The sequence below is a fragment of the Exiguobacterium sp. Leaf196 genome, assembly GCF_001423965.1.
Taxonomy (GTDB): Bacteria; Bacillota; Bacilli; order Exiguobacteriales; family Exiguobacteriaceae; genus Exiguobacterium_A.
The window spans coordinates 198,006-224,852 of sequence record NZ_LMPV01000006.1; the positions used below are offsets into that span (position 1 = coordinate 198,006).

Sequence of the window (26,847 nt, forward strand, 5' to 3'; positions counted from 1 at the left end):
CTCATCAATCCTCCGCTAACCAAGTACGTAATAATTTTGCGAACTCATCCGGATTAGACGCGGCGAGTTTCTCAAGCTGTTTGCGTTTGACCGCACCATCGCTTGTATCTTCTGTTGAGAGTTCAGGAATTTCGGTTTCGATCGGCGTCCATTCCTCAAGTTCTTCGATTTCATTCGCTCTCCGTCGACGCATGAGGAGAATGACTGCTCCAATGACGAGGATTGCTGCACCACCAAGCGCGAACCATACCCACATCGGTGTCATTGTCGTCGTTTTCGTCGCCGTCGTTGTTTTAGCGAACGGTCGAGACATGACAACGACTTTATTAGCAAGTTCTGCATCCGTCAGCGTCGTTTTCGCATCCGTCTTCGTTAACGACGTCCGGATGATGGAATACATCATCGTTTGTAAATCCGTCTGTAATTGCGGATCGATTTGATTTTGACCTTTTGGCGGCTCGACGATGATTTGAATTCCTAAATCCCGAATTTCATAAGGAGCACCTGTAATCTGTTTCGTGATGCGATTGACTTCATAGTTGATGATGTCGTGCGTCTTCTCACTCGTATCACCGGTCGTTCCAGTACCTGCTGGGAAGTTCGTCGTCTCATTTTGTCCCGTACCTGCTGTTCCGGCATTCGCAGACCCTGTATACGCCTCTGCTACTTTTTCTGCCGATGTGACAATCCCTTCGATTTTATCGGGATCTACTGGTTCAACAAGCTTTTGTTCTTCCTGACGTTTCGTGACATCGACATCTGCCGTAACCGAAACGAGCGCTTTTTGTGGGCCGAGAACGACAGACAACATTTGTTGAATCTGTTTACGTAAATCGTTTTCCGTCGTTTTTTTCAGCGCCATCGGATCTGTCCCGCCCGCTGTTTGCGTAGCGTTACCTGGCTCGTAGTACGTAAAGTACTGATCCATGATCGTAATATTTTCTTCTTTTAAGTTCGGGATACTCTTTGCAATCAGATGGTAAAGACCTTGGACTGTTTGATTGTTCAGATTACTACCCGCACTAGAAGTCAAGACGACAGAAACCGTTGAAGATTCTTTTTCATCGGAGAGAAAGACGCTCTTTTCTGGAAGAGTAATCATGACTTTTGCAGACTCAATCCCGTTAACTTGTGTAATCAAGTTTTCAAGTTCTGTCTGCATCGTATCGCGTTCAAGAATATTCATTTCTTTATCTGTCGTACCAAATCCAGCATTCTCACTAAAGAAGGAATAATCAATCTGACCAGACTTCGGAATACCTGCCGTTGCTAATTCGACTTTCAAGTTTTCCACGTTTGCTTCCGGAACGAGAATCGTCACACCGTTTGCTGAGCTGACGACTTCCGACGCGATTCCATCCTCATTTAGCTTTTCTGTTACTTGCCCTGCCTCTTGAGGTGACAATTTCGAATAAAGTGGCGTCATCGTTGGTTTAGATAACCAGATAATGGCGACAATCAACGCTGCTAAAACGACGACGATGCTTCCAAGAATCATCGCTTTTTTCGCAAGTGACCACTCTTTCCATGTCGTATTCATAGCTCCGAATCGAGCTTTTATTCGTTCGTTCATTCAACATCTCCCACGCTTTCCTTAACAGTCACAGTTGCATACGCATCATTTCTTGGTATGCTTCGATGCCTTTGTTTCGGACTTCAAGGGCGAGTTGCATAGAAAGCGATGCCTCTTCTGTTTTAATCATGATGTTATGTAGATCCGTCGTCTTCCCTGTCGCTAGGTCGACACGCGCTTGAGATGAGGCTTGCTGTGTTGCATTCAGTCCGTTCATCGCCTCGCTGAGCACCTCACTGAAATCACTTGGTGTCGTCTTCGCGATTGTCTGAGTGGGTAAGACCATTTGCATGTTTTGAATAGGTTGAATTGCCATCCCGTCATCTCCTCTATTTATTTACCGATCTCCATCGCTTTGACGAGCATCGCTTTTGTTGCATTTAAGGCCGTTACGTTCGCTTCGTAAGAACGTGTCGCTCCCATCATGTCGACCATTTCTTTCAATAGATCGACATTCGGCATCTTGACGTATCCAAGTTCATCCGCATCTGGATGCGTCGGATTATATTCTAATTTGAACGGTTCAGGATCTTTCTTCAATTCGCTGACCGTGACCCCATTAGCAGTTTCTTTTAAAACAGCAAGTTTCCTCGCATAGGGTTGCCATTGACCGTTGACAAGCTCACCACGTGTCGTTTGAGCATTGGCGATGTTTGCTGAGACAGTATCCAGTCGTAAACGCTGGGCAGTAAGCCCAGACGCAGATGTATGAAAGCCATTGAACATACTCATCGATTATTTTCCTCCCCGGATGACAGACTGGATACCCGAGAACTTACGATTTAATTGCTCCACGAGCGCCTCATACTCAATTTGATTGCGTGATAATTCAGACATCTCAAGATCGATATCGACACCGTTTCCATCATTACGCATCGTATTTGGTCGATCGACGATACTACCGGTCGTTCCGATTGTTGCATGACGTTTCAGGCTCATCTTCATCTCTGAATCGAGAACATCTCCAAACGCCACTCGCTTCGCCTTATAACCCGGTGTATCGACATTCGCGATATTTTTAGCAATAACTTCTTGTGCCATGACCGTTCGATTGACGGCTTGCGTCATCAAACTGTAGTCAGACCCTAACCAATTCATGTTCTTTCCTCCACTCATGGAACTATTATTCGAATTTGCGACAAATATTAAGTCATTAGTAACACATCTGAAATAATTGAAACAAATAGGTCAATGTTTGAAAAGAAGTTTTTTGAAAAATAGGGTAATGAGATGCTAATATTCTGTTTTTTATTCCCTTTTCTTATAAAAATGATAAATAATACCTAGTCAAACAAAAGAGACCTAGTACTTTACTAGGTCTCTTATTTATTAATAGCCATTTTCTATTTTTAGTTTGATTTAATTCGCTCTAATTCATATAGGAAGTTATCATTTAAGATTTTAATATACGTTCCCTTCATACCAAGCGAACGTGACTCGATGACTCCTGCACTTTCGAGTTTACGAAGTGCATTGACGATAACAGAACGCGTAATACCAACACGATCGGCAATTTTTGAAGCGACAAGTAGTCCTTCATTACCCTCGAGTTCTTCAAAGATATGTTCGATTGCTTCGAGTTCTGAATAAGATAACGAATTGATCGCCATCTGAACGACTGCTTTCTTACGTGCCTTGTCTTCCGCTTCATGAGCCTTCTCACGAAGGATTTCCATCCCAACGACTGTCGCCCCATACTCTGCAAGCACGAGATCTTCTTCGTTGAAATCTTCTACCATACGGCCTAGGACAAGCGTACCAAGGCGTTCTCCACCACCGATGATTGGTACGATCGTCGTTTTCGACGTTTCGAACGTATCACGGTTGTCGACTGGGAATGCCGTGTGTTCGCTATCGATGGCAATGTTTGCTGTCGTTTCAGTGACGTTAAATAGTTTTTTCGTGTAATCTTCCGGGAATTGGCGTTCTTCCAAGAAACCACGGACCCGGTCATTTTCGATTTGTTGCTTAATTGCGATACCTAGTAACTTACCGCGTCGACTTACGATGAATGTGTTCGATTCCATGACTTCGCTGAGCCGATCAGCCATGACCTTGAAATCAACATGTGTGCTTGCTTCTTGTTGTAACATCGTATTCAGCTTCCGCGTTTTCGCCAATAAATTCATTTTTTCTTCCTCCACTTTATAAGATGAACTGACTTAAGTCTCGATCATCTGCTACTTTTCCAACACGATCCGTCACGTATTGTGGCGTGATCGTTACATCCGTTTCAGGCATGTCTGCTGCTTCGAAGGATAATTCTTCAAGTACGCGCTCCATGATCGTATACAAGCGCCGCGCTCCGATATTATCCGTCTCATCGTTTACCTGTGCAGCAATCCGTGCAATTTCACGAATGGCCTCTTCTGTAAAGGTGACATGAACGTGCTCTGCCCCTAGTAATGCTTTATATTGTTTGAGTAATGCTTGATTCGGTTCAGTTAAAATTTTAACAAAGTCATCTTCCGTCAAACTGTCGAGTTCGACACGGATCGGGAAACGACCTTGGAGTTCAGGAATTAGATCAGACGGTTTCGCCATATGGAATGCACCGGCAGCGATAAACAAGATATGATCCGTCTTGACTGGTCCATATTTCGTGACGATCGTCGATCCCTCAACGATCGGCAAAATATCTCGTTGAACACCTTCTCGTGAAACACCTGCTGAATCATGTCCCTTTGTCGCAATCTTATCAATCTCATCAACGAAAATGATGCCCATTTGTTCTGCACGGCGGACCGCTTCGTCATGAACTTCATTTAAGTCAAGCAATCGTTCCGCTTCTTCTGCGGTCAAAATCGGACGTGCTTCTTTAACTGTGAGCTGGCGCTTCTTCGTTTTCTTCGGCATGACTTGTCCAAGCATATCCTGAAGATTTGCGAGCCCCTCCATGCCTTGTTGTCCGGAGAATAAATCAACTTGACGTTCTTCAACATCGACCTCGATCATTCGATCTTCGAGTTGACCTGTCAGCAATTGCTGACGGAGTAGCGAACGATCAGCTGTTGCTTCCGATGTATCTGGCTCTTGCTGCTTTTGGTTCCCACCGAACAACATCTCAAACGGATTCGTTCCACCACCGAGACCAGATGACGCTTTTTTGCCAGACAACGCATCAACGATTCGTTCGTTCGCCACTGCCTCCGCCCGATCTTTAAGCGCTTCTTTTTTCTCATCTTTGACAAGACGTAGAGACGCTTCCACAAGATCTCGTACCATCGATTCTACGTCGCGACCGACATATCCTACTTCCGTGAACTTCGTCGCTTCGATTTTGACGAACGGCGCTCGGACGAGTTTCGCGAGACGTCGCGCAATCTCTGTTTTTCCGACACCGGTAGGTCCGATCATCAGGATATTTTTTGGCGTGACTTCATCCCGCATCGATGCATCGAGTAATTGTCGACGGTATCGATTACGTAAAGCGATCGCCACCGCACGTTTAGCATCAGCTTGTCCGATGACATGTTCATTCAACTTCTCGACGATTTGTCTTGGCGTCAATTCATGCATGGTCATTGCCTCCGATCGTTTCTAAGATGATTTGATCGTTCGTAAAGACACAGAGTTCTCCAGCCGTCTCAAGCGCCGCACGAGCGATTTCTTCTGCCGTGAGATGACTTGCGTGTCGAGCTAACGCGCGACCTGCAGCAAGCGCATAATTACCACCTGAACCGATCGCAAGAATGCCGTCATCCGGTTCGATGACTTCTCCGTTTCCGGATACAAGTAACAGATGTGTTCCATCCATGACGAGTAAGAGTGCTTCTAGTTGACGCAACATCTTATCGCCTCGCCATTCCTTCGCCAGTTCAACAGCTGCCCGTTGTAAGTTCCCGTTATACATTTCAAGCTTCGCTTCGAATTTTTCAAAGAGTGTAAACGCGTCCGCGACACTTCCAGCAAATCCGGCAATGACTTTGCCACCATAGAGGCGCCGTACTTTTTTCGCACTTTTCTTCATGATGACTTGGTTTCCGAAAGTCACCTGTCCGTCTCCACTCATCGCGGATTGTCCGTTATGTTGAATCGCAAAAATCGTCGTTGCATGAAACATCAATGTTTCCTCCCTTAGGCACGAGGATGTGCTTGTTGATAAACATGTCGTAATCGTTCCGTTGTTACGTGTGTATACTGACCGGTCGTCGAAAGAGATGCATGTCCAAGTAGCTCCTGGACCGCTCGCAAATCGGCTCCTCTTTCTAGCAAATCCGTCGCGAAACTATGACGAAGCGCATGGGGTGTCACATGTTTCCCAACGAGTTGTTCCCCTTTTTTCATGATTTTCCGAATCGCATCCGTCGTCAATCGACGTCCTGAATGAGACAAGAACAATGCTTGCTCATGACCTGCAACTGGATCTCGTGATGGTAAGTACAGTTCTAATGCATCTTTCGCAAAGGTTCCAATTGGCGCAATGCGCTCTTTCCCACCTTTTCCATACACATGGACGTAGGAATGATCAGTTGCGAGATCACGAAGATCCAGTTGAACGACCTCGCTGACTCGCATACCCGTCGCATATAAAAGTTCCACTAACGCGACATTCCGGTTACCAAGCGTATCACTCGATCGAAATGCATCGAGGAAACGTTCATATTCCGTTGGGACAAGGAATGTCGGAAGTCCTTGTTGTCGTTTTGGTGCTTTTAATCCATCGAATGGATTAGGTTCATCGGTGTCACGTGTCAAAAAACGACCAAATTGTTTGAGGCAGGAAACTTTTTGCGCAATCGTTGCTCGCGCCAGCTCCTGATCGTAAAGAGCATACAAATAACGCCGTGCACTTGCCAATTCAATCGATCGTAATTGATGATCGCGGCAAAAAGCGGCGTATTGTCGAAGTGTTTGATCATAAGAGCGACCTGTATTCGGAGATAATTGACGTTCAATATGAACATACCGCATGAAATCTTCTAGCAGTCGCTCAAAAGCAGTGTCTATCCCCATGAATGCGCCCCCTTCTGACCATTTCATTCTCGAATCGCCCTTAGCATAGCACAGACCAAGTAGTCTGACAATAGACCAAAAACCGAAAAATTAACGAAATTATCACGCTTTTATGACAAATTAAGAAATGGGGAGAAAGAGCGCTGAATCACGCCTTTCTCCCCATCAACAATCACATATCCGTGAAATCTTTGATCGCTTCAAGCGCTCGCTCTGCATAGAGCGCATACTTCTCTGGTTTTTTCATCCGAACCGGGTGACCGACAAGTGCCGGAACCAAACCGAAGTTGGCATTCATTGGCTGGAAATTTTTCCCTTCCGTCGTCGTGATGTAATGCGACATTGCACCCATCATCGTCTCTTGCGGGAATGTAACCGGTTCTGCCTCGTTAACAAGACGCGCCGCATTGATTCCGGCAGTCAATCCGGATGCTGCTGACTCGACGTATCCTTCGACCCCTGTCATTTGACCAGCAAAGAACAAGTCGTCACGCGTACGTGTTTGATACGTCGGTTTCAACAAGTTCGGTGAGTTGACGAACGTGTTCCGATGCATAACACCATAACGGACGATTTCTGCATTTTCAAGACCTGGAATCAAACGAATGATCCGCTTTTGTTCGCCCCATTTTAAATGTGTCTGGAAGCCGACGAGATTAAACAGTGTCCCTGCTGAATTGTCTTGACGCAGTTGAACGACAGCATATGGTCGTTTTCCTGTTTTCGGATCTTCGAGTCCGACTGGCTTCATTGGTCCGAATAAGAGCGTTTTCGGACCACGAGAAGCGAGTACTTCAAAAGGCATGCATCCTTCGAAGTAAATCTCTTTTTCGAATTCCTTCAACGGAACGACTTCCGCATTGATTAGCTCGTCATAGAAGAGTTGGAATTCTTCTTCCGTCATTGGGCAATTCAAGTAGGCAGCTTCTCCTTTATCGTAACGCGATTTTAGGTACACCTTCTCACGATCGATTGTATCCCCGTCGAGAATCGGTGCCGCTGCATCGAAGAAGTACAGGTAATCTTCGCCTGTGAATTGTTTAAGTGATTCCGATAATGCCGCACTCGTCAACGGACCCGTCGCAACGATCGTCGGACCATCTGGAATCGCTTCGATTTCTTCATGGTGGACTGTAACGTTCGGATGGTTTTTTAACGTTTCCGTCACGTATCCTGCAAAGTCATGCCGATCGACAGCAAGTGCTCCACCTGCTGGGACGCTCGCTAAGTCTGCCGCCTTCATGATCAAGGAATCGAGCTGACGCATTTCTTCCTTTAATACACCGACTGCGTTCGTCAGCTGATTTGCCCGAAGTGAGTTCGAACAGACGAGTTCTGCGAATTGGTCTGTATGGTGCGCGGGTGTCTGTTTGACTGGCCGCATTTCATATAAATCTACTTGTACGCCGCGTTTTGCAAGTTGCCATGCTGCTTCAGAACCTGCAAGTCCCGCGCCGATTACCGTTACACGTTTCAACGGTCATTCCTCCTCTTGCTCCTGATCGATGCGTGTTTCATGATGTCCACAAGATGTACATTCTACTTTCACACCGTTCTTGATTTTCTTTTGTACCATCATACTGCTACATACCGGACATGGTTCTTCGACCGGTTTATCCCACGAAACGAACTCACATTCCGGATAGTTCGAACAACCGTAGAACAAACGTCCTTTTTTACTTCGTCGTTCGACGATATCACCGGTTCCACATGTCGGACACTTCACACCAATCTCGACTTGGATTGGTTTCGTGTTACGACACTCTGGGAAATTCGAGCACGCCATGAACTTACCATAACGTCCCATCTTTATGACCATCGGATGACCACAGACTTCACAATCTTCTCCAGCTGGTTCATCTTTGATTTCAATCTTCTCGATCTCTGCTTCCGCTCGTGTCAGACGTTTCGCAAAGGATTTATAGATTGGATCGACGACTTCCGTCCACTGCATGTCGCCTTTTTCGATCGCATCGAGTAAAGCTTCCATGTCTGCCGTGAACTGGACAGTGATGAACTCCTGGAAATAGTCGCTGATCATATCGATGACGAGTTCACCAAGTTCCGTTGGTAAGAATTTCTTCTCTTCAAGCGTCACGTAACCCCGTTTTTGAATCGTATCAAGTGTCGGCGCATACGTCGACGGACGACCAATTCCGAGTTCTTCCATCGCCCGGACAAGACGCGCTTCCGTATAACGTGGTGGTGGTTGAGTAAAGTGTTGCTTCGGTTCGATTGCTGATTGTTTCAACTCTTCCCCTTTATCAAGTGGAGGAAGTAATCCTTCCTTGACGTCGGTGACGGCCTCATCATCGGTATCTTCGATGTAAACCTTCATGAAGCCTGGGAATTTAACAGTTGATCCGTTCGCACGGAACATAACATCGTTCGAGACAAGGTCGATTTTGACGGTATCGAGAATTGCTGGCGCCATCTGACTTGCGACGAATCGTTCCCAGATCAGTTTATATAAACGGAATTGGTCACGCGATAGATACGATTTAACGAGTTGTGGTTCACGCATTGTCGAAGTCGGGCGAACCGCTTCGTGCGCATCCTGTGAGTTCGCTGATTTCTTTTCTTTGCGTTTTTCACTTGCGATGTATTCTTTTCCATACGCCTGCTCGATGAACCCGTGTGCTTCGAGGTTCGCCGATTCAGACGTCCGTGTTGAATCGGTACGCATATACGTGATCAAACCGACCGTACCTTCTTTTCCGATCTCGATTCCTTCGTATAGCTGTTGTGCGATCATCATTGTCTTCTTCGCTCGGAAATTCAGTTTACGTGCTGCTTCCTGTTGCAAAGAACTAGTCGTAAACGGTAACGCTGGATTCCGTTTCCGCTCTTTTTTCGTGACGGAATCAACTGTGAAGTCTTCTGAGAGTTGATTCAAGATTTGATCGACTTCTTCTTGCGAATGAAGTTCACGTTTCTTACCATCGACTCCGTAGAAGTTTGCTTCGAGCTTTTCACCGTTTGCATCGAGTTCGAGTTTGATCGTCCAGTATTCTTCTGGCATGAACGCATTGATTTCTTGTTCCCGGTCGATAATCATCTTAACGGCAACCGATTGTACACGTCCTGCAGATAAACCTTTTTTGATCTTCTTCCATAATAACGGACTCATGCTATAACCAACAAGGCGGTCCAAGATACGACGTGCTTGCTGTGCATCCACAAGATCATAATTGAGCTTGCGTGGTCGCTTGAACGAATCCTTGATGGCATCTTTCGTGATTTCATTGAAAACGACGCGGCACTCTGTTGATTCATCAACGCCTAATGCTTTGGCTAAATGCCATGCGATCGCTTCCCCTTCACGGTCGGGGTCGGCTGCGAGATAGATTTTTTGTGCTTTTTTCGCAGCTGTCTTGAGTTCTTTTAAGACCGGACCTTTACCACGGATCGTGATATATTTCGGTTCATAGTCATGTTCGACGTCGACTCCCATTTGGCTTTTCGGCAAGTCAATGACGTGCCCCATCGACGCTTTCACGGTATAGTTGGATCCGAGATAACGTTTAATGGTTTTTGCCTTAGCGGGTGACTCGACGATTACTAGATATTTTGCCATTGCAATCGCTCCCTATTAGAGGCGTACTCCGTATTTTAATCTCACTTATCATAGTAGTCTCGATTCCCATTTGTCAACGTTCAGCCGAATAGTTTTTGAAACTTCTTCCGGATCAAGGAGTGGAATCGCTCCTTCTGCGATCAATTGATTCGTTCCGGCAAAGAACGTTTCAGTCGGACACCCCGGTAAACAATAGACATCTTTTCCTTGATCGAGCGCGTGACTTGCTGTGTTCATCGTACCACTTCGTTTTGCTGCCTCGACGATGATCAACGACGAGGACAAGCCGGCAATAATCCGATTTCGTTCTAGAAATTGAAATTTTTGAATGGGTGTGCCAGGTGGATATTCGGAGAGAAGAAGACCATTCGAGAAGATACGTTCAAAAAGAGCAGCATGGGAAGTAGGATATAGACGATCAAGTCCGCCGGCCAGAACCGCAATTGTTGTCTGTTGATGTTTTAAGGATAGACGATGGACGAGGGCATCGATGCCATATGCGCCTCCGGAAACGGTGGCGAGATCTGGATGAAAGAAGGGTTGTAGAAAATGCATGCGGGAAAGGTGTTGCGGTGAGGGAGTTCGACTACCGATGATACTGATGCGTGGAAGAGTTAGGCGGGACGGATCACCGCGGTAAAAGAGGGCATAGATAGGTTGAGGAATCGTCAGTAGTACGGTTGGAAACAGTGGATCTCCTTTAACTAGAATCGACTCTTCGATCCGATCAAGTTGCAGTGCTTGTTCATATCGTTTTCGAAGCCGATTTGAAACGGGTAATTCATGGCTTGGAACGATTCCGAACCGTTCAATCAATTGAACAATCGGATATGGTACCTGACACATGGCGAAGCGGACATACAGTTCTCGATTCATGAGATCAACGCTCCTTCTTTAAGCTTCTTATTTATATAGAAGAAAGCCGTCCTGATTTGATCAGGACAGCTCTTTTTTTGATTTATTTGACTGTGCTGTTCGTCACGCACTCGTCATAGATCCCTGCTTCTTTGATGACACGGATTAACGTCTCACCAATGACAGCTGGTGTTTCTGCCACTTCAATTCCGTTTGCACGGAGTGTCTTGATTTTTTCAGCAGCTGTTCCTTTACCGCCGGAAATGATCGCACCTGCGTGACCCATCCGTTTACCGGCAGGAGCCGTTTGACCACCGATGAAACCGATGACTGGCTTCGTCATGTTCGCTTTGACCCACTCAGCCGCTTCTTCTTCCGCTGTTCCACCGATTTCACCTAACATGATGACGGCTTTTGTTTCTGGATCTTCATTGAACGCTTTTAGCGTATCGATGAAGTCTGTTCCATTGACTGGGTCGCCCCCGATACCGACAGCTGTCGATTGACCGATGCCTGCCGTCGTCAATTGATGAACGGCTTCATACGTCAACGTTCCAGAACGCGAAACGATTCCGACATGTCCCGGTGTATGGATGTATCCTGGCATGATACCAAGTTTTGCGACACCTGGAGTGATGACGCCTGGACAGTTTGGTCCGATAAGACGAACTGGCTTGCCATCAAGGTAACGTTTTACTTTAACCATATCAAGGACTGGAATACCTTCCGTGATACAGATGATTAATGCGATGTTCGCATCTGCTGCTTCCATGATCGCATCTGCTGCGAATGCTGGTGGCACGTAGATAATCGATGCGTTCGCACCTGTTTTGTCGACCGCTTGTGCGACCGTATCGAAGACAGGAACACCACCAAGTACTTCCGTACCGCCTTTTCCTGGTGTGACACCACCTACGAGGTTTGTTCCGTAGTCGATCATCTGTTCACCATGGAACATCCCTTGATTACCTGTAATCCCTTGAATAATGACTTTCGTCGATTCGTTCACCCAAATACTCATCTTTAGCTCCCCCTTACTTCACGAGCGCAGCAATTTTTTCTGCGCCGTCTGCCATTGATGTAGCTGCTGTAATCGCTAGACCTGAATCTTTGAGAATTTGTTTTCCTGCATCAACATTCGTCCCTTCAAGACGAACGACGAGCGGCAATTCGAGACCGACTTCTTTTGTCGCCGCAACGATACCTTCTGCGATGACGTCACATTTCATGATTCCACCGAAAATGTTAACGAAAATCCCTTTAACGTTCTCATCCGACAAGATCAGTTTGAAGGCTTCTGTTACCTTCTCCTTCGTCGCACCACCACCGACATCAAGGAAGTTCGCAGGATCACCACTGAAGTGTTTGATGATATCCATCGTTGCCATGGCAAGACCAGCACCATTGACGAGGCAGCCGATATTTCCATCGAGCGCGATGTAGTTCAAATCACTCTTCGATGCTTCGACTTCGCGTGGATCTTCTTCTGTTTCATCACGTAACGCCACGATGTCCGCATGACGATATAATGCGTTCGAGTCGAAGTTCAACTTCGCGTCCAGCGCGAGAACTTCGCCATCCTTCGTCGTAACGAGTGGGTTAATTTCTGCGATTGAACAATCCTTGTCGACGAAGAAATTATAAAGTTTCGTGACCATACCGACGAACTTGTTGACGAGCTTCACAGGAACACCCATTGCGAACGCAAGTTTACGCGCTTGGAATCCTTGAAGACCAACTGCAGGATCGACGACTTCTTTAATGATTTTTTCCGGTGTCGCTTCCGCCACCTCTTCGATGTCCATACCACCTTCGCTTGATCCCATGATGACGACACGTCCTGTCACACGATCAAGTACGATTCCAAGATAGTATTCTTTATCAATCGCACAGCCTTCTTCGACGAGAAGACGTTGAACGACTTTTCCTTCGGGACCTGTTTGGTGCGTGACGAGCGTTTTGCCGAGTAACTCCGTCGCATATTCCTTCACTTCTTCTTGCGATTTCGCAAGCTTGACGCCACCTGCTTTACCGCGTCCCCCCGCGTGAATTTGAGCTTTGACGACTTTAATCGGGCCTGACAATTGTTCTGATGCATCGACCGCCTCTTCGACGGTGAAGGCTGCGATTCCGTTTGGTACGGGTACCCCGTACGAACGAAGTAATTCTTTTGCCTGATACTCATGTACATTCATGAAAAAATCCCCCTTAACCCCTTTAGTTTCGGCTCTTTCATTGTAGTTAAAATTGGAAGCGCTGTCTATCGTTATCGACCGAAAGCTTTATTTTTTCAGAATTCCATTTTGATCAAGACGATATAAAAAGGCGAATAATTCGGCAATGACACCGTATAGTTCTTCTGGGATCTGTTCTGATACTTGAACAGCATCCAGTAACGTCATCAGCGTTTCGTCCTGCCGGATCGGAATATCGTGCTTTAATGCCTCTTCTAAAATCCGTTCCGCGATGTGTTCTGATCCCTTAGCGACGACTTTCGGCGCATGCATTTGTTCTTCGTATGATAGAGCAATCGCTTTTTTCATATATGGAGATCCACCCTTCCATTACGCGTCGAGATATCATGTGGTATGCGTTCTTTCGTCTGTTCGACCCAATCGAATCGCGTCAACGCATAGCCCTGTTCCTCGAGTCGTGCTTGAATCTGAGGCGTATAGGCTTGCATGAACGTATTGACGTGTGCGTATGGATGAAAGACGGAAATCGAAACGTTCCGGTCTACGATCAAGACATCAATTGCGACCTCACCAAGCGTCGGTAATTGTAAGTATAAGACGACCCGGGCATGATTTGGATCAAACGTTCGTTCGAACGGTGCTTCCATCATGAGATCAACATCTTCGAAAGGTCCGAATTGAGGTAATTGAAATAAATATACTCCTTTTCCTACTTCATTTGTTGCTTGAACGAGTTGTTGCGCTAAAATTTGATCACTCGTCTTTCGATCAAGCGATCGACCTGCCTCGTCGCCCTTTGCCAATTGAACGAGTTCAGTAAGAGCGTGTTTTAACTGCTTCGCTTCTCCTTCCGTCACGGGTTGACCGATTTGCCTTAGTAGTTCCCGTGTTTCCGCAGTCGGTACCATCTGGCGCTGTAAAAAGGAATCGAGTAACTGGGGTAATGCTGATTTTTGCGGGACAGACTCAGTCGAGATGATTTTTAAGACCGGTTGTCCTTCTGCTGAAACGACTTGAAAGCGATACATGCTCCCTTCTTTTAGTTCAGCCGTCGTCCCTGCCGTCAAGACGCGTTGACCGACCTGTAGTTCCATTAATCCGTCCGGCAACAGTTTTAATACTTTGCCGACGATGTTTGCGCCTTCCCGTAACGGTAAGTTCGCATGATCGATGATTTTAAATGGTAGTAAGGCACGATGTTCGATGTGCATGCTCGATCCCTCCTAGAGACGTTCTTTGACAGGACGGAATGTTTTTCGGTGAATCGGTGTGACGCCCAGTGTATCAAGTGCTTGTAAATGCGTCGCAGTCCCGTAACCTGCGTGAGTTTCAAATCCGTATCCCGGATACTCGATCGCGTATTGTTCCATCATCGCATCTCGTGTCTCTTTTGCGACGACGCTTGCTGCAGCGATGGAGACACTTCTCGCATCTCCTTTGATGAGAGAGAGTTGTGGTGTGTCGTCGTCGAGTGTCATCGCATCAACCAGCAAGGCCTCAGGTTTGAGTTGACGAACCGCGACTTGCATTGCCCGTTTCGATGCTTGATAGATGTTGATCTCGTCAATTTCAGCTGGTTCGATGATGCCGACCGCAATCTCTGCAACGTCTTGTAGGTGTTTAAATGCCGCTTGTCGTTGTATTTTACTCATTTGTTTTGAATCCGTTAGTCCTGGATGATAGAACCCTTCTGGTAAGATGACAGCTGCCGCGACGACTGGACCAGCAAGCGGTCCCCGTCCCACTTCATCCACTCCGGCAATCCGTCTATATCCTTGCTGATGATACTGTTCTTCGAACGTGAACTGCTCCTTGAAATCGATCCGTTGTTGCTCTTCGAGGGCAAATCGTCGTTCTGTCTGACGAAACAGTGTATGCACCCCTTTTCGCGCGTCCGATGCGAGTTCCTGCTTCAATTGTGAAAACTCCTCGATCGTGATGTTGTGTAGACGTTCCTTTAATTCCGTAATCTTCATCTGTTTCGCTCCTTTGAAAAAAACTTGGACATCGAAGGATGTCCAAGTCCGTTATGCATGCGTTTCCCATTCTTCCACTGTTTCGAGCGTCACACGCCCTAGCTTTTCCGTCCGTAGTTCATGCAGAAGCATTTCACTCGTCCGTTCGAAATCGACGTAGCCACCTGAAACGAATCCGCGCTTTTTACCGATGGCTTCGAGTACATCAACCGCTTCTCCTGATACTTCGTCGAGACGATAACGCTCACGTAACTGCTCCGGATAACGCGTCTTTAGCTCACGAAGGGCAAACAGCGCGATATCGTCGATGTTTAAGATATCATCCTTGATCGCTCCTGTCGCTGCCAACCGATACCCGACGACTTGATCGTCGAACTTCGGCCAGAGGATACCTGGTGTATCGAGTAATTCCATCTCGCCTGTCTTCATCTTGATCCATTGCTGGCGTTTCGTCACACCTGGGCGGTCACCCGTGATCGCAATGTTCCGACCGGCGAGTCGATTGATGAGTGTCGACTTCCCAACGTTTGGAATGCCGATGATCAAGGCACGAATCGCACTCGGATTCCGACCTTTCTCCCGCATTCGTGCATGTTTTTCTTTCATTAGTCGTAAAGCACCTTCATGAATTTGATTCAATCCTTTATTGTGCTTCGCGTCGACCGCGACGACATCAACACCATCTGCCCGTAATGCGTGCATCCACTGTTCGGTCACTCGTTTGTCCGCCATATCCGCTTTGTTGAGGACGATCAATCGTGGCTTACCTGCCGTGATTTGTTCGACCATCGGGTTACGGCTCGACATTGGAAGACGTGCATCGACAAGTTCGATCACGACATCGATCAACTTTAATTTTTCTGTAACTTCCCGCCGTGCTTTGGCCATGTGACCGGGGAACCATTGAATCGTCATATCCTTCACCTCGTTCATATATTCCTGGACTTCTTGCTGATCATACGATACTTGAAAAAACATCCACTCTCTAGTATACGCAACTTAAGACAAGAAAAGAAGATGAGGTACTTACTTTTCACGGTAAGCGTCTCATCTTCTTTCGTTTTAATCGACAGAGCGTACATCATTGAATGGATAGAATACGAAGTTCGTCGTTCCGACGATTTGATCCTCATCCACAAAACCGATATCACGACTATCTTTTGAATTTTGACGATTATCTCCCATGACGAATACCTTCCCTTTTGGAACAGTCGTTTTTCCTGTCCGTTCCTCAAGTGTAAAGTCCTCCGTCAATGGAACACCATTCATCTGAGCTTTGTACTCTTTTAAATACGGTTCAGCTACTTTCTTATCGTTGACGTACAACGTATCGTCTTTATAATACATCGTATCTCCCGGAACAGCGATCACTCGTTTGATATAGTCGCGTGTTTCCGTTGCATGAAAGACGACGATATCGCCTCTTTCTGGTTCATTAAAATAATACGGAATCTTATTGACGATCATCCGATCCGCATTGTGTAAGGTCGGCATCATCGATTCCCCATCGACGATGACGGGTACGAACAGGAACGTTCGAATGATGAACGCGATGACAAGCGCTACGACGAGCGCTTTTACCCAACTGAATAACTCCTTCACGAATTCCACTCCCTTGATTAACGCAATTTCTTCCTATGGACTAGTATACGCATAAACAACAAAAAAAAGAAGCTTGTCCGGAGACAAGCCACTTTTTCACATGATTAACGACGAATTTCTTTAATACGCGCCGCTTTACCACGAAGGTTACGGAGGTAGTAAAGTTTCGCACGACGGACTTTACCGTAGCGAACAACTTCGATTTGTGCAACACGTGGTGAGTGGAGCGGGAAAGCACGCTCAACGCCAACTCCGTAAGAAATTTTACGGACTGTGAATGTTTCACTGATGCCGCCACCGTGACGTTTGATGACTACGCCTTCGAAGAGCTGAATACGCTCACGCGTACCCTCGACGACTTTAACGTGTACACGGACTGTATCCCCAGGACGGAACGCAGGGACGTCTGACTTGATTTGTTCTTGTGTAAGTTCACGGAACAATTGTTGTGTGTTCATGAATGATTTCTCCTTTTTTCACCAATGTTCTTATCTTCATTTGCTTTCAGCATCCGACAGCGGAACATCGTTAATGGGTGGCTTTTGCCACATGTTTTAACTTATCATAGATTCAATCGTTTGACAATCCTGAAATCGATTCTAAATAAAGACGATCATCCTCGGTTAATGGAGCGTCAGCCAACAGATCCGGACGACGCTCAAATGTCCGCTTCAGCGACTGTTCCCGTCGCCATTTTGCAATCCGGGCATGGTTGCCTGATAACAAGACGTCGGGTACCTGGTATCCGGCATATTCAGCAGGACGTGTATAGTGTGGATATTCAAGAAGTCCCGTCGAAAAGGAATCGTCTTCGTGACTCTCAGACGCACCGAGGACGTCTGGCAAGAGACGGACGACAGCGTCAATCATTGTCATCGCAGCCAGTTCCCCTCCCGTCAAGACGAAGTCCCCAAGCGAGACCTCATCCGTTACAAGGTGATCATGAATCCGCTGATCAAATCCTTCGTAATGACCACATAGGAAGACCAGTTCTTCTTCTTGTGCCCACTCTTCTGCCATCCGTTGCGAAAAACGTTTACCGGTCGGTGTCATGACGATGATTCGTCGTTTTCCTTCCGGCAGACTCGCCATCGCGTCGAAGACGGGTTGAGGGGTCAACAGCATGCCTGCTCCCCCACCATACGGATAATCATCGACTTTACCATGACGATTCGTCGAGAAGTCTCGAAAATTGATTGTTTCAAGACTGACACGTTCATCATCTTGCGCTCGTTTGACTATTGAATGATCGAGCGCTGAAAACATTTCCGGAAACAGCGTCAACACTCGGATGTTCATTCTTCAATCAATCCTGGAAGCGGTGTGATTTGGATACGTTTTTGCTCGACATCGACGGAAGCAACGACTTGCTCGATATACGGGATTAGGACATCCTTTTTCCCATCGCGTTTGATCGTCCAGACGTCATTTGCGCCTGTTTCAAGAATGTCGGATACGACTCCGATTTTCGTCTCACCGTCATAAACCGTACAACCGATGATCTCATGATAGTAAAATTCATGCTCGTCTAAGTCTTGTAAATCTTCTGCGTGGACATAGAGTTTCAATCCTTTATACTTCTCGACGTCATTGATATGGTGCATCCCTTTGAACGTCACCATGATGAATTGTTTGTGTTTTCGGTAACCACTGATTGTCACCGGTGTGTACGTTCCGTCAGATCCAAGAAAAACTTCCTTCCCGACTTTAAAGCGTTCCTCCGGAAAATCCGTGCTCGCGAGTAACTTTAATTCACCTTTTAGACCATGTGTATTGGCGATTTTCGCAATTTCCAACCATTCCATTCATTTCACTTCCTTTCTTGAATTAAAAAAAGGAGGTAAGCTTTTGCTCACCTCCTAACGTCTTACTTCGCGAGTTTCGCGTTGTGGAATTTCTCCATGATACCAGCTTGTGAGAAGAGGTTACGAACTGTGTCCGAAGGTTTAGCACCTTCAGAGAGCCATTTAAGAGCTAGCTCTTCGTTGATTTTAACTTCTGCTTCTGGTTTAGCAACTGGATTGTAGTATCCGATTTGCTCGATGAAACGACCATCACGTGGTGCACGTGAGTCTGCTACTACCACACGGTAGAAAGGTGATTTTTTTGCGCCCATGCGCTTAAGACGAATTTTAACTGCCATTCGTAAGTCCCTCCAAATAATAGATGATTTTTTCGTTTAGTCAAATTGACAACTTCATTAGTATACAACGTTACAGCAAAAGAGAAAAGACTTTTAAAAGAATGGAAGGCCAAAGCCTTTCTTTTTCCCTTTGCCCATCTGTCCGGAAAATTGTTTCATCATTTTCCGCATGTCTTCGAACTGTTTAATGAGACGGTTGACTTCTTGGATACTGCGTCCGCTACCACGGGCAATCCGCTTCCGACGACTCGCATTCAAGATTTCAGGTTCAGTCCGCTCTCGTTTCGTCATCGATTGGATAATCGCTTCGACATACACGAGTTGCTTCTCATCGATTTGGGCGTTTTTCAACCCCTTCATCTTCCCTTTACCTGCCCCAGGGATCATTCCCAACAGTTCGTCGAGTGGACCCATCTGTTTCACTTGCTGCAACTGCTCGATGAAATCATCGAATGTAAACGATGCATCGCGCATTTTGCTTTCTAACTCTTTGGCACGCGTAGCGTCCATTTGTGACTCTGCTTTTTCAATCAGTGTCAGCATGTCTCCCATGCCTAGAATCCGAGACGCCATCCGCTCGGGATAGAATGGTTCGATGGCATCGAGCTTCTCTCCAAGACCGACGAATTTAATCGGTGCTCCGGTGACTGCCTTGATGGAGAGTGCTGCACCACCTCGCGTATCTCCGTCGAGCTTCGTCAGAACAACCCCCGTCACGCCAAGCTTCTCGTTGAAGCTTTCTGCGACGTTGACGGCGTCCTGACCCGTCATCGAATCGACGACAAGGAAGATTTCATGCGGTTTGGCGATCTCTTTAACATCAACGAGTTCCTGCATTAGTTCCTCATCGACGTGCAGACGACCTGCCGTATCGATCAACACGATATCGTGATGATGCTCTTTTGCATAATCGAGTGCACCGGTAACGATTTCTTGCGGACTGACCTGATCTCCCATTGAGAAGACCGGCAACTCCAATTGTTTCCCGAGTGTCTCTAATTGTTTGATTGCTGCCGGACGATAAATATCCGCCGCAACAAGCAAAGGACTACGATTATGTTTTTTACGTAAATGATTGGCAAGCTTACCCGTTGTCGTTGTTTTACCTGCCCCTTGCAGACCTGTCATCATGATGACGGTCGGAGGACGGTTCGCAAGCGTCAATGGTGACACTTCCGCACCCATCAGATTCGTCAATTCATCATGGACGATCTTGACGACTTGTTGCCCTGGCGTCAAAGATGTCATGACGTCCTGTCCGACGGCACGTTCCTTTACATCATTTACGAATTGTTTGACGACCTTGAAGTTGACGTCGGCTTCGAGTAGCGCTAAGCGAACTTCGCGCATCATCTCTTTGACGTCTGCTTCAGAAATCTTACCTTTACCTCGCATTTTAGCGAGACTGGCTTGAAGCCGTTCCGATAATCCTTCGAATGCCATTAAGAATGCCTCCTACTCTAATTGCTCCAATGTCTCAATGATCACTAGGGCTTCACCCGGAAGGTCGCATTGCTTCAGCTGATCGAGTAACTGCTTTCGCCGTTCGTGTTTCTTGAACAGGGATAGTCGTTCTTCATACTGCTCGAGCATGGCTTCCGTGCGTTTTATGTTGTCGTAGACTGCTTGTCGGCTGACTTCAAACTCATCGGCGATCTCACCTAAGGAAAAGTCATCTAAGTAATAGAGTGACATGTAATTCCGTTGTTTTGGCGTCAAAAGCTCCTGATAAAAGTCAATCAGATAGTTCATCCGGTTCGTTTTATCAAGTGTCATCCGAGCACCTCCGCAATGTTAAGTGAAATTCCTTTACAGATAGTATAGTACAGCCCTCACAGTGTGTTGTCAAGTTTTTTTCTTTACATGAAACGTCGCTTATTCTGCGCTTTCTTCCGTGTCAACGTTTTCTTTTTCTTCAAAGACATCACCGAACAATCCATACACGAATTGTTCTGCATCAAACGGTTGTAAATCATCGATTTTTTCACCAAGACCAACGAACTTGACCGGGAGGTTCAATTCGTTCTTGATCGCAAGGACGATTCCACCTTTTGCCGTTCCATCAAGCTTCGTCAAGACGATCCCGCTGACGTTCGTCGCTTGTTTGAAGGCTTTCGCCTGCACCATCGCGTTTTGTCCTGTCGTCGCGTCAAGCGCCAGCAATACTTCGTGAGGAGCGCCTGGAATTTCACGTTCGATGACACGTTTGACCTTTTCAAGTTCGTTCATCAGGTTGACCTTGTTTTGAAGGCGTCCTGCCGTATCGCAAATCAGGACATCGACCTTACGTGCTTTAGCTGCTTGGACAGCGTCGTAAACAACAGCGGCCGGATCCGATCCTTCTCCTTGACGGATGACCGGTACACCGGAGCGTTCGCCCCAGACTTGCAGTTGATCGATTGCACCCGCACGGAACGTATCACCCGCTGCTAACATGACGCTCTTGCCTTCTTGTTTCAAGCGGTTCGCAAGTTTCCCGATCGTCGTCGTCTTCCCGACCCCATTAACACCGACGAAGAGAATGACGTTCAGCTCATGATCGAGATCGAGTGCTGTCTCTTCCTCTTCAACTAACATCTTCGCGACGACTTCAACGAGGACATCACGTACTTCTTTTGGATCCTTGACGTTACGTCGTTTAACTTCTGTCTTTAACTCCTCGACCAAATCCATTGTCGTCGTCACGCCGACGTCGGCTTGAATCAATACTTCCTCTAATTCTTCGAAGAAATCCTCATCGACTTCGCGGAAACGATAGACGAGATCATTGACGGCACTTGCCAGTCCATCGCGTGTCTTCGTCAGTCCTTGTGTGAATTTCGTCGTGACTTCTTGCGTCGAAGTCGTCAAGCGGTCTTTCAGTTTTTTAAAGAAACTCATTGTTTAATCTCCTTTGGTTCTTCACTTAATGTACGTCGTGCCTCTTCTAGTTTAACGGATAACACTTCAGATATCCCGTTTTGCTGCATCGTGACGCCGTACAAGACGTCTGCCGCCTCCATCGTTCCTTTCCGATGGGTGATGATGACGAACTGTGTCTCGCGCGCTAGCTGATGGACGAATTCGCCGAATCGCGCGACGTTCGCTTCATCAAGTGCCGCCTCGACTTCATCGAGGACACAGAATGGGACAGGACGGGTCTTTAGAATCGCGAACAAGAGAGCGATCGCCGTCAAGGCACGCTCTCCACCTGACAAGAGCGACAAATTTTGTAGCTTTTTGCCTGGCGGTTTCGCGACGATATCGATTCCGCTCGTCAGTAGATCAGTCGGATCGACGAGTACAAGGTCGGCTTCTCCACCCCCGAACAACTCCCGGAACGTTTCTCGGAAATGCTCACGGACGGCATCATACGTTTGTCGGAACAATCGAATGACTTCCCGGTCCATCTCTTCAATGACACCATAGAGATCCGTTTTAGCGGCGACGAGATCATCTCGTTGCGCCGATAGGAACGTAAACCGTTCATCGACTTCCGCGAATTCTTCGATTGCACCGATATTGACGATGCCGATTTCTTCGAGTTGACGCTTGAGCAGATGAATTTCCTCTTTCGCCTCATCATACGATTGATCGAGCGGAGCGATCAACTCGAGCAGTAATCCCATCTCTTCGAGCATTTCTTGTCTTGTCTCAAGGCGTGTACTCGTTTTCCCTTGTGAGAGTCGTAATTGCTCAAGTGCCTGTTTCGTCGTTTGTTGATCGTCCTTCGTCTTCGCTTCGCGAATTCGAATTAAGCGCAAGGATTCTGCCTGCACTTGAATCCGTTGCCCGATCGCGACGAGTTCGGTCTCGACCCGTTGTTGTTCCTGTTCCTGTTCGCGCTGTTCCGCGTGCAAGGCATCGATTTTCGCTTCGTCGAATCCTTCGAGGACATGACGCAAGTCACGGCGTTTATGACCACGTTCAAGCTTCGCGTGACTGACCTGTTCCGTCAGACGCTCGATATCTTGCGTGAGTTGCGCTTGTTTCATTTGAATCGTCCGCTCTTCAAGAACTGCTTCTGCTTGTTCCTTCTTCAGTTCGTCCATCGTGACGGCACCACGAGCTTGAGCATCCTTAAGACGATCAAGTGCTTGTCTGAGCTCTGTTTGACGTTCCGTCCATTTCGCGATCTCGACTTCTGACATTTCGATGATACGGCGTGCTTCCTGTTCTTGTTCGAGCACACGTGCCATCTGCCGGTCTTCAACCGATAATTCGGACGTCATGACGGCGAGGTGACGCTTCGCATCTGCCAACGTATCCCGCGATTGCTCGAGTTGTCCTTGTAATTCTTGAATCGTTTCTGTCCGCGTCCGAGCAGTAGCATCAAGCGTCTGAATCGCCGCTCTTAGATCTTCCAAGCGGCGCATCTGCTCTCGAATGACCGCTTGCCCTCGCGTCAGTCCCTCTTTTAACTCGTCGAGCTCGCGCGATTGACTGAACAATGGTGTGCCTTTTTTCCGACTTCCGCCGGTCATCGTTCCACCGACGTTGACGACATCTCCTTCGAGCGTGACGAGACGATAGCGATGTCCTGTCGAACGGGCAATTTGGTTCGCTTGTTCAAGTGATTCGACGACGAGTGTCGTACCGAGTAAGTTCATCTTTAATTTCGTCAGCGTCTCGTCTGTCGTCACAAGATCACTTGCGATCCCGACGAATCCAGACATCTCCCCGACTTGTTCTCGCACCGAACGGTTGACTTCACGTGTTTGGAGTGAGGCGAGCGGCATGAACGTCGCTCGACCGGCATTTAAGCGTCGCAGTTCCTGGATTAGACGACGTCCTGTCGCATCGGTATCAACGACGATGTTTTGCATTGCCCCACCAAGCGCCGTCTCGATTGCCGCTTCAAATCGCGCAGGGACCGAAATCAACTCCGCGACCGCTCCGTGAATACCTGGGTAATGATCTCGTTGTTTTAATATCGTCTTAACGGCACCGAAATAACCGCTATAGTCGGCTTTGACGGATTCAAGAAATTCAATCCGATCTTCCGTCTTATGACGACGTCGCTCTAAATCCGCAACGGACTGTTCAACTTGGCGTAACGCATGTTGTTGTTCGTCTCGTGCTGCGAGTGCCGTTGCCTCTTCCTCAGTCACTTGATCTAATTCTGTCCGGATCGAAGCAACGTCCGCTTCTAATCGAGCGACGTCTTCCTCAAGTTGACGACGGGTCGACTGCTTCGTACCGCTATCCACCGTAAAGGAACGTTGTTGTTCTTCTGCCTGCATGAGATCTTGCTTCGCCCGATTATAGGCATTATTCGTCGCAGCCAATCGGCTCGCCACTTCAAAGGCTTCCGAACGTAATGCTTCGGCTTCCTTATCAAAATCACGATCAGTTTGTGTCAACGCTTGATCAGCTCGTTCTCGCTCAGCCGTAATCCGTTTTGCTTCCTGATCGACTTCTGCTTGGCGTTCCTGTAAAGCGGTTAGTTCGAGTTCTAGTTCCTTGACGCGTTCTTCGACGATCGCGACCTCTTGTTCGAGTCGCTCTTTCGTCTCGGTCCCGTGTTTTTCACGTTCTTTTGCTAGGTTAAGGGCACCTTGGATCTCAACAAGTCGCGTCGAGACATGTCGAAGTTGCTCCTGCAAAGCGTTTTCTTGTTGTCGTTCTTCTTCAAGCGTCGCTTCTTGTTTCTCCCGGGACACGACGGTCTCTTCGTGAGTTGTCTTTTGAGATGCAAGACGTTCTTCACATTGTGCGATATCACGCGCCAGTGTTTCGAGCTCCGTCTGATACGTCGTGATTTCATGCGCCAAGATGCCACGTTCCAGTACATCATGCCGTTCTCGAGCGACGAGATACTCTTTCGCGAGCGCCGCTTGTTCACGTAACGGCTCGATTCGTCCACCAAGTTCATATAAAATATCATCGACACGCGATAGATTCGCTTCCGTATCACTTAATTTCCGCTCGGCTTGCTTTTTGCGATGACGATACTTCAAGACGCCTGCTGCTTCTTCAATGACAGCACGACGTTCTTCCGGTTTTCCGGAAATGACTTGTTCGACCCGACCCTGTCCGATAATCGCAAAGGCGTCACGCGACAAGCCTGTGTCCATGAACAAATCAAGGACATCCTTCAGGCGACATGGTTTTTTATTTAAAAAATAATCGCTATCGCCATTACGGCTGACACGACGTGTAACACTGATCTCCTGATAAGGTAACGCGACCGTTCCCGACTCGTTATCTAAGACGAGCGTCACTTCTGCAAATTGTTTTCGGTGTTCAGACAAACTGCCGGCAAAAATGACGTCTTCCATCTTCGCCCCACGTAGTGACTTCGCAGATTGTTCTCCGAGCACCCAACGGACAGCGTCCGATATATTTGATTTTCCACTTCCGTTCGGTCCGACGACTGCCGTGACACCCGGAAGGAATTCTAGTTCAGTTCGATTGGCAAATGATTTGAAGCCATTGATTTCAATTCGTTTTAAGTACATCTTGATCACCCGTATGTTTAAATTTCTTTTGAATTTCTTTCAGTTTACCATAGCCGAAACGCTAGCAACATGATAGGTTTTAAGGTAGTATCATGCGAAACAAGAAGAAGAGGAGCGAATAACACGATGACGATTGAACAAATGATTGAAGCAATCTTAGATAAATTGAATATCATCAACAAAGGGGTCATTAAAGCAGAACAGTTCGATGGCTCAAAAAATGAGGACTTAAAAGAGATTTATGAGTTCGTCATGATGCGAGACTCGCTATCACTTGCAGAGGTCGACGCGATCGTCGACGAACTGAAATCCCTTAAGACTGTTTAATCGAGTAAGCACCACACGATAAAAGCCGATCATCTCTTGTGCGTTCGAGAGATGGTCGGCCTTTTGTTGCTTAAAACTGTTTTTTTAATTCAAGTAAGGCTTGTTTTGCCGCTTGTTGTTCTGCCTCTTTTTTCGAACGCCCCGTTCCAATCCCTTCGAGCTCATCCGCGACTTGAACACGAGAGATGAACTCCCGACTATGCGCCGGACCGCGTTCCTCGATAATTTCATACTCGATGACACCTAAACCGACACGTTGAATCGCTTCCTGTAATTGACTCTTGAAATCTGTCTGTTCTTCGAAAAAGCCTGTCGCCACTTTCGGAAAAACCGCTTCGGCGAGGAATCGTTCGGCTGCTTCGATGCCTTGGTCAAGATACAAGGCGCCAATGAAGGATTCGAAGACATCCGCAAGTAAGGCTGGACGATTCCGACCACCGGTCAGTTCTTCCCCCTTACCTAACAGAATCATATCGGAAAACTGATAGTGATTCGCAAATTGGACGAGTGACGGTTCACAGACGATCGCCGCTCGCAATTTCGTTAATTCCCCCTCGGAACGTTCCGGGTAGTGTTCGAATAGATAGCGTGACACCGTCAACTCTAAGACAGCGTCCCCTAAAAATTCTAGGCGTTCGTTATCCCCTTCCGACTCACGTTGTTCATTGACGAACGAAGAGTGCGTGAAGGCTTGTTTCAATAGCTCAACATTAGAAAACCTGATATTCAGACGCTCTTGTAACGCTTCGAATTTTTGCTCGATCTGAGCGAGCGTCCGAGCATCCTTGCGTCGTTTTACATAGGGTCCTTTTCGGACACGACGTCCTTTTTGATTCGTCATAGTTCCTCCTAAACAGCTAAAGCCCACCGCAAATTGCGGTGGGTCAGCTTCAATGATCAGACTTGTGTTTCGATGTAGTTGACGACATCGCCGACAGTCTTCAAGTTTTCTGCTTGCTCATCTTCGATCGTGATTTCGAACTTGTCTTCTAAGTCCATGACGAGTTCCATGACTTCAAGAGAGTCAGCTCCGAGGTCGTCTTTGAACGACTTATCAAGTGTGATTTCACTTTGTTCTTTACCTAATTTTTCTGCGATTGCTTCTTGTACGTCTACTAAGATTTGTTCTTTTGTCATTTTAAAATCCCTCCATGAGTTGAGTATATAAGATGATTGCCGATTTGGCAAAGTACTACCGTTAGT

The 26,847-nt window shown here is 47.1% G+C and carries 29 protein-coding genes; 1 reads left to right on the forward strand and 28 read right to left on the reverse strand.

Annotation, left to right across the window (positions count from 1 at the left end; all coding sequences use genetic code 11):
• Positions 1 to 4 precede the first annotated feature (4 nt).
• From fliF to smc, 26 genes are all read right to left on the reverse strand, one after another.
• Positions 5 to 1,573, reverse strand: coding sequence for a flagellar basal-body MS-ring/collar protein FliF (gene fliF / locus ASG02_RS07215; protein WP_056062237.1), 1,569 nt, complete (start codon positions 1,571 to 1,573; stop codon positions 5 to 7).
• Between the two features lie 28 nt (positions 1,574 to 1,601).
• Positions 1,602 to 1,889: a flagellar hook-basal body complex protein FliE gene (fliE, locus tag ASG02_RS07220; RefSeq protein ID WP_035406973.1), complete on the reverse strand. Its 288-nt coding sequence runs from the start codon at positions 1,887 to 1,889 to the stop codon at positions 1,602 to 1,604.
• 17 nt (positions 1,890 to 1,906) lie between these two features.
• Positions 1,907 to 2,305: a flagellar basal body rod protein FlgC gene (gene flgC, locus ASG02_RS07225; protein WP_035406970.1), complete on the reverse strand. Its 399-nt coding sequence runs from the start codon at positions 2,303 to 2,305 to the stop codon at positions 1,907 to 1,909.
• A gap of 3 nt (positions 2,306 to 2,308) precedes the next feature.
• Positions 2,309 to 2,671, reverse strand: a complete 363-nt coding sequence (gene flgB / locus ASG02_RS07230) for a flagellar basal body rod protein FlgB (protein ID WP_035406967.1) — start codon at positions 2,669 to 2,671, stop codon at positions 2,309 to 2,311.
• Positions 2,672 to 2,922: 251 nt separating this feature from the next.
• On the reverse strand, positions 2,923 to 3,702 hold the full coding sequence (gene codY / locus ASG02_RS07235) for a GTP-sensing pleiotropic transcriptional regulator CodY (protein ID WP_023468725.1): 780 nt from the start codon (positions 3,700 to 3,702) through the stop codon (positions 2,923 to 2,925).
• Positions 3,703 to 3,718: 16 nt separating this feature from the next.
• The gene (gene hslU / locus ASG02_RS07240; protein WP_035406964.1) at positions 3,719 to 5,092 is read right to left on the reverse strand and encodes an ATP-dependent protease ATPase subunit HslU; all 1,374 of its coding nucleotides are present in this window, start codon (positions 5,090 to 5,092) and stop codon (positions 3,719 to 3,721) included.
• Complete coding sequence (gene hslV / locus ASG02_RS07245; RefSeq protein WP_023468727.1) at positions 5,085 to 5,636, reverse strand: ATP-dependent protease subunit HslV; 552 nt, start codon at positions 5,634 to 5,636, stop codon at positions 5,085 to 5,087. Before hslV ends, hslU begins: the two co-directional genes overlap by 8 nt.
• A gap of 14 nt (positions 5,637 to 5,650) precedes the next feature.
• Positions 5,651 to 6,556: a tyrosine recombinase XerC gene (locus ASG02_RS07250; RefSeq protein WP_231496840.1), complete on the reverse strand. Its 906-nt coding sequence runs from the start codon at positions 6,554 to 6,556 to the stop codon at positions 5,651 to 5,653.
• Positions 6,557 to 6,701: 145 nt separating this feature from the next.
• A complete protein-coding gene (trmFO, locus tag ASG02_RS07255) occupies positions 6,702 to 8,006 on the reverse strand; it encodes an FADH(2)-oxidizing methylenetetrahydrofolate--tRNA-(uracil(54)-C(5))-methyltransferase TrmFO (protein ID WP_023468729.1) in 1,305 nt (434 codons plus the stop codon).
• A gap of 3 nt (positions 8,007 to 8,009) precedes the next feature.
• Positions 8,010 to 10,106, reverse strand: a complete 2,097-nt coding sequence (topA, locus tag ASG02_RS07260; protein ID WP_035406961.1) for a type I DNA topoisomerase — start codon at positions 10,104 to 10,106, stop codon at positions 8,010 to 8,012.
• 48 nt (positions 10,107 to 10,154) lie between these two features.
• Positions 10,155 to 10,982: a DNA-processing protein DprA gene (gene dprA / locus ASG02_RS07265; protein ID WP_035406959.1), complete on the reverse strand. Its 828-nt coding sequence runs from the start codon at positions 10,980 to 10,982 to the stop codon at positions 10,155 to 10,157.
• A gap of 82 nt (positions 10,983 to 11,064) precedes the next feature.
• Positions 11,065 to 11,982 (reverse strand): succinate--CoA ligase subunit alpha, encoded by a 918-nt coding sequence (gene sucD / locus ASG02_RS07270; protein ID WP_056062240.1) that lies wholly within the window; start codon positions 11,980 to 11,982, stop codon positions 11,065 to 11,067.
• Positions 11,983 to 11,995: 13 nt separating this feature from the next.
• The gene (sucC, locus tag ASG02_RS07275) at positions 11,996 to 13,156 is read right to left on the reverse strand and encodes an ADP-forming succinate--CoA ligase subunit beta (protein WP_023468732.1); all 1,161 of its coding nucleotides are present in this window, start codon (positions 13,154 to 13,156) and stop codon (positions 11,996 to 11,998) included.
• A gap of 87 nt (positions 13,157 to 13,243) precedes the next feature.
• Positions 13,244 to 13,504, reverse strand: a complete 261-nt coding sequence (locus ASG02_RS07280; RefSeq protein ID WP_056062244.1) for an EscU/YscU/HrcU family type III secretion system export apparatus switch protein — start codon at positions 13,502 to 13,504, stop codon at positions 13,244 to 13,246.
• Positions 13,501 to 14,367 carry a flagellar hook-length control protein FliK gene (locus ASG02_RS07285; protein ID WP_056062246.1) on the reverse strand — a complete coding sequence of 289 codons (867 nt, stop codon included), beginning with the start codon at positions 14,365 to 14,367 and terminating at the stop codon, positions 13,501 to 13,503. The genes ASG02_RS07280 and ASG02_RS07285 overlap by 4 nt, the downstream gene beginning before the upstream one ends.
• A 12-nt stretch (positions 14,368 to 14,379) precedes the next feature.
• Positions 14,380 to 15,132, reverse strand: a complete 753-nt coding sequence (locus tag ASG02_RS07290) for a ribonuclease HII (RefSeq protein WP_056062249.1) — start codon at positions 15,130 to 15,132, stop codon at positions 14,380 to 14,382.
• Positions 15,133 to 15,183: 51 nt separating this feature from the next.
• Positions 15,184 to 16,047 (reverse strand): ribosome biogenesis GTPase YlqF, encoded by an 864-nt coding sequence (gene ylqF / locus ASG02_RS07295; RefSeq protein ID WP_035409511.1) that lies wholly within the window; start codon positions 16,045 to 16,047, stop codon positions 15,184 to 15,186.
• A 147-nt stretch (positions 16,048 to 16,194) separates the two neighbouring features.
• Positions 16,195 to 16,734, reverse strand: coding sequence for a signal peptidase I (gene lepB / locus ASG02_RS07300; RefSeq protein ID WP_035406947.1), 540 nt, complete (start codon positions 16,732 to 16,734; stop codon positions 16,195 to 16,197).
• A 104-nt stretch (positions 16,735 to 16,838) separates the two neighbouring features.
• Complete coding sequence (gene rplS / locus ASG02_RS07305; RefSeq protein WP_023468738.1) at positions 16,839 to 17,192, reverse strand: 50S ribosomal protein L19; 354 nt, start codon at positions 17,190 to 17,192, stop codon at positions 16,839 to 16,841.
• Between the two features lie 112 nt (positions 17,193 to 17,304).
• Positions 17,305 to 18,033 (reverse strand): tRNA (guanosine(37)-N1)-methyltransferase TrmD, encoded by a 729-nt coding sequence (gene trmD / locus ASG02_RS07310; RefSeq protein ID WP_035406944.1) that lies wholly within the window; start codon positions 18,031 to 18,033, stop codon positions 17,305 to 17,307.
• Complete coding sequence (rimM, locus tag ASG02_RS07315) at positions 18,030 to 18,539, reverse strand: ribosome maturation factor RimM (protein WP_056062252.1); 510 nt, start codon at positions 18,537 to 18,539, stop codon at positions 18,030 to 18,032. Before rimM ends, trmD begins: the two co-directional genes overlap by 4 nt.
• A gap of 62 nt (positions 18,540 to 18,601) precedes the next feature.
• A complete protein-coding gene (rpsP, locus tag ASG02_RS07320) occupies positions 18,602 to 18,877 on the reverse strand; it encodes a 30S ribosomal protein S16 (RefSeq protein WP_023468741.1) in 276 nt (91 codons plus the stop codon).
• A 93-nt stretch (positions 18,878 to 18,970) separates the two neighbouring features.
• On the reverse strand, positions 18,971 to 20,320 hold the full coding sequence (gene ffh, locus ASG02_RS07325) for a signal recognition particle protein (protein ID WP_023468742.1): 1,350 nt from the start codon (positions 20,318 to 20,320) through the stop codon (positions 18,971 to 18,973).
• A gap of 12 nt (positions 20,321 to 20,332) precedes the next feature.
• Entirely contained in the window at positions 20,333 to 20,653 is a 321-nt protein-coding gene (locus ASG02_RS07330; RefSeq protein WP_023468743.1) for a putative DNA-binding protein, read from the reverse strand.
• A gap of 99 nt (positions 20,654 to 20,752) precedes the next feature.
• Complete coding sequence (gene ftsY, locus ASG02_RS07335) at positions 20,753 to 21,757, reverse strand: signal recognition particle-docking protein FtsY (protein ID WP_035406938.1); 1,005 nt, start codon at positions 21,755 to 21,757, stop codon at positions 20,753 to 20,755.
• Complete coding sequence (smc, locus tag ASG02_RS07340; protein ID WP_056062255.1) at positions 21,754 to 25,317, reverse strand: chromosome segregation protein SMC; 3,564 nt, start codon at positions 25,315 to 25,317, stop codon at positions 21,754 to 21,756. The genes ftsY and smc overlap by 4 nt, the downstream gene beginning before the upstream one ends.
• 126 nt (positions 25,318 to 25,443) lie before the next feature.
• Between smc and ASG02_RS07345 the strand changes: the two genes are divergently transcribed.
• Positions 25,444 to 25,644, forward strand: coding sequence for a DUF1128 family protein (locus tag ASG02_RS07345; protein ID WP_023468746.1), 201 nt, complete (start codon positions 25,444 to 25,446; stop codon positions 25,642 to 25,644).
• 70 nt (positions 25,645 to 25,714) lie between these two features.
• Here ASG02_RS07345 and rnc read toward each other — a convergent pair whose 3' ends face one another.
• Positions 25,715 to 26,485 (reverse strand): ribonuclease III, encoded by a 771-nt coding sequence (gene rnc / locus ASG02_RS07350; RefSeq protein ID WP_035406932.1) that lies wholly within the window; start codon positions 26,483 to 26,485, stop codon positions 25,715 to 25,717.
• A 56-nt stretch (positions 26,486 to 26,541) separates the two neighbouring features.
• Complete coding sequence (gene acpP / locus ASG02_RS07355; protein ID WP_029342095.1) at positions 26,542 to 26,781, reverse strand: acyl carrier protein; 240 nt, start codon at positions 26,779 to 26,781, stop codon at positions 26,542 to 26,544.
• Between the last annotated feature and the right edge of the window lie 66 nt (positions 26,782 to 26,847).

Excerpts from the sequence above, each read along its gene's own strand:
- fliE (WP_035406973.1), bottom strand. The coding sequence starts at position 1,889 with ATGGCAATTCAACCTATTCAAAACATGCAAATGGTCTTACCCACTCAG.
- rimM (WP_056062252.1), bottom strand. The coding sequence starts at position 18,539 with ATGGAATGGTTGGAAATTGCGAAAATCGCCAATACACATGGTCTAAAA.
- hslU (WP_035406964.1), bottom strand. The coding sequence starts at position 5,092 with ATGCATGAATTGACGCCAAGACAAATCGTCGAGAAGTTGAATGAACAT.
- acpP (WP_029342095.1), bottom strand. The coding sequence starts at position 26,781 with ATGACAAAAGAACAAATCTTAGTAGACGTACAAGAAGCAATCGCAGAA.
- ylqF (WP_035409511.1), bottom strand. The coding sequence starts at position 16,047 with ATGACGATTCAATGGTTCCCCGGTCACATGGCCAAAGCACGGCGGGAA.
- ASG02_RS07345 (WP_023468746.1), top strand. The coding sequence starts at position 25,444 with ATGACGATTGAACAAATGATTGAAGCAATCTTAGATAAATTGAATATC.
- dprA (WP_035406959.1), bottom strand. The coding sequence starts at position 10,982 with ATGAATCGAGAACTGTATGTCCGCTTCGCCATGTGTCAGGTACCATAT.
- flgC (WP_035406970.1), bottom strand. The coding sequence starts at position 2,305 with ATGAGTATGTTCAATGGCTTTCATACATCTGCGTCTGGGCTTACTGCC.
- ASG02_RS07250 (WP_231496840.1), bottom strand. The coding sequence starts at position 6,556 with ATGAAATGGTCAGAAGGGGGCGCATTCATGGGGATAGACACTGCTTTT.
- ffh (WP_023468742.1), bottom strand. The coding sequence starts at position 20,320 with ATGGCATTCGAAGGATTATCGGAACGGCTTCAAGCCAGTCTCGCTAAA.
- ASG02_RS07330 (WP_023468743.1), bottom strand. The coding sequence starts at position 20,653 with ATGACACTTGATAAAACGAACCGGATGAACTATCTGATTGACTTTTAT.
- rplS (WP_023468738.1), bottom strand. The coding sequence starts at position 17,192 with ATGAACACACAACAATTGTTCCGTGAACTTACACAAGAACAAATCAAG.
- flgB (WP_035406967.1), bottom strand. The coding sequence starts at position 2,671 with ATGAATTGGTTAGGGTCTGACTACAGTTTGATGACGCAAGCCGTCAAT.
- topA (WP_035406961.1), bottom strand. The coding sequence starts at position 10,106 with ATGGCAAAATATCTAGTAATCGTCGAGTCACCCGCTAAGGCAAAAACC.
- ASG02_RS07280 (WP_056062244.1), bottom strand. The coding sequence starts at position 13,504 with ATGAAAAAAGCGATTGCTCTATCATACGAAGAACAAATGCATGCGCCG.
- trmD (WP_035406944.1), bottom strand. The coding sequence starts at position 18,033 with ATGAACATCCGAGTGTTGACGCTGTTTCCGGAAATGTTTTCAGCGCTC.
- ftsY (WP_035406938.1), bottom strand. The coding sequence starts at position 21,757 with ATGAGTTTCTTTAAAAAACTGAAAGACCGCTTGACGACTTCGACGCAA.
- smc (WP_056062255.1), bottom strand. The coding sequence starts at position 25,317 with ATGTACTTAAAACGAATTGAAATCAATGGCTTCAAATCATTTGCCAAT.
- ASG02_RS07290 (WP_056062249.1), bottom strand. The coding sequence starts at position 15,132 with ATGAAGATTACGGAATTAAAGGAACGTCTACACAACATCACGATCGAG.
- hslV (WP_023468727.1), bottom strand. The coding sequence starts at position 5,636 with ATGTTTCATGCAACGACGATTTTTGCGATTCAACATAACGGACAATCC.
- rpsP (WP_023468741.1), bottom strand. The coding sequence starts at position 18,877 with ATGGCAGTTAAAATTCGTCTTAAGCGCATGGGCGCAAAAAAATCACCT.
- sucC (WP_023468732.1), bottom strand. The coding sequence starts at position 13,156 with ATGAATGTACATGAGTATCAGGCAAAAGAATTACTTCGTTCGTACGGG.
- rnc (WP_035406932.1), bottom strand. The coding sequence starts at position 26,485 with ATGACGAATCAAAAAGGACGTCGTGTCCGAAAAGGACCCTATGTAAAA.
- ASG02_RS07285 (WP_056062246.1), bottom strand. The coding sequence starts at position 14,367 with ATGCACATCGAACATCGTGCCTTACTACCATTTAAAATCATCGATCAT.
- codY (WP_023468725.1), bottom strand. The coding sequence starts at position 3,702 with ATGAATTTATTGGCGAAAACGCGGAAGCTGAATACGATGTTACAACAA.
- sucD (WP_056062240.1), bottom strand. The coding sequence starts at position 11,982 with ATGAGTATTTGGGTGAACGAATCGACGAAAGTCATTATTCAAGGGATT.
- fliF (WP_056062237.1), bottom strand. The coding sequence starts at position 1,573 with ATGAACGAACGAATAAAAGCTCGATTCGGAGCTATGAATACGACATGG.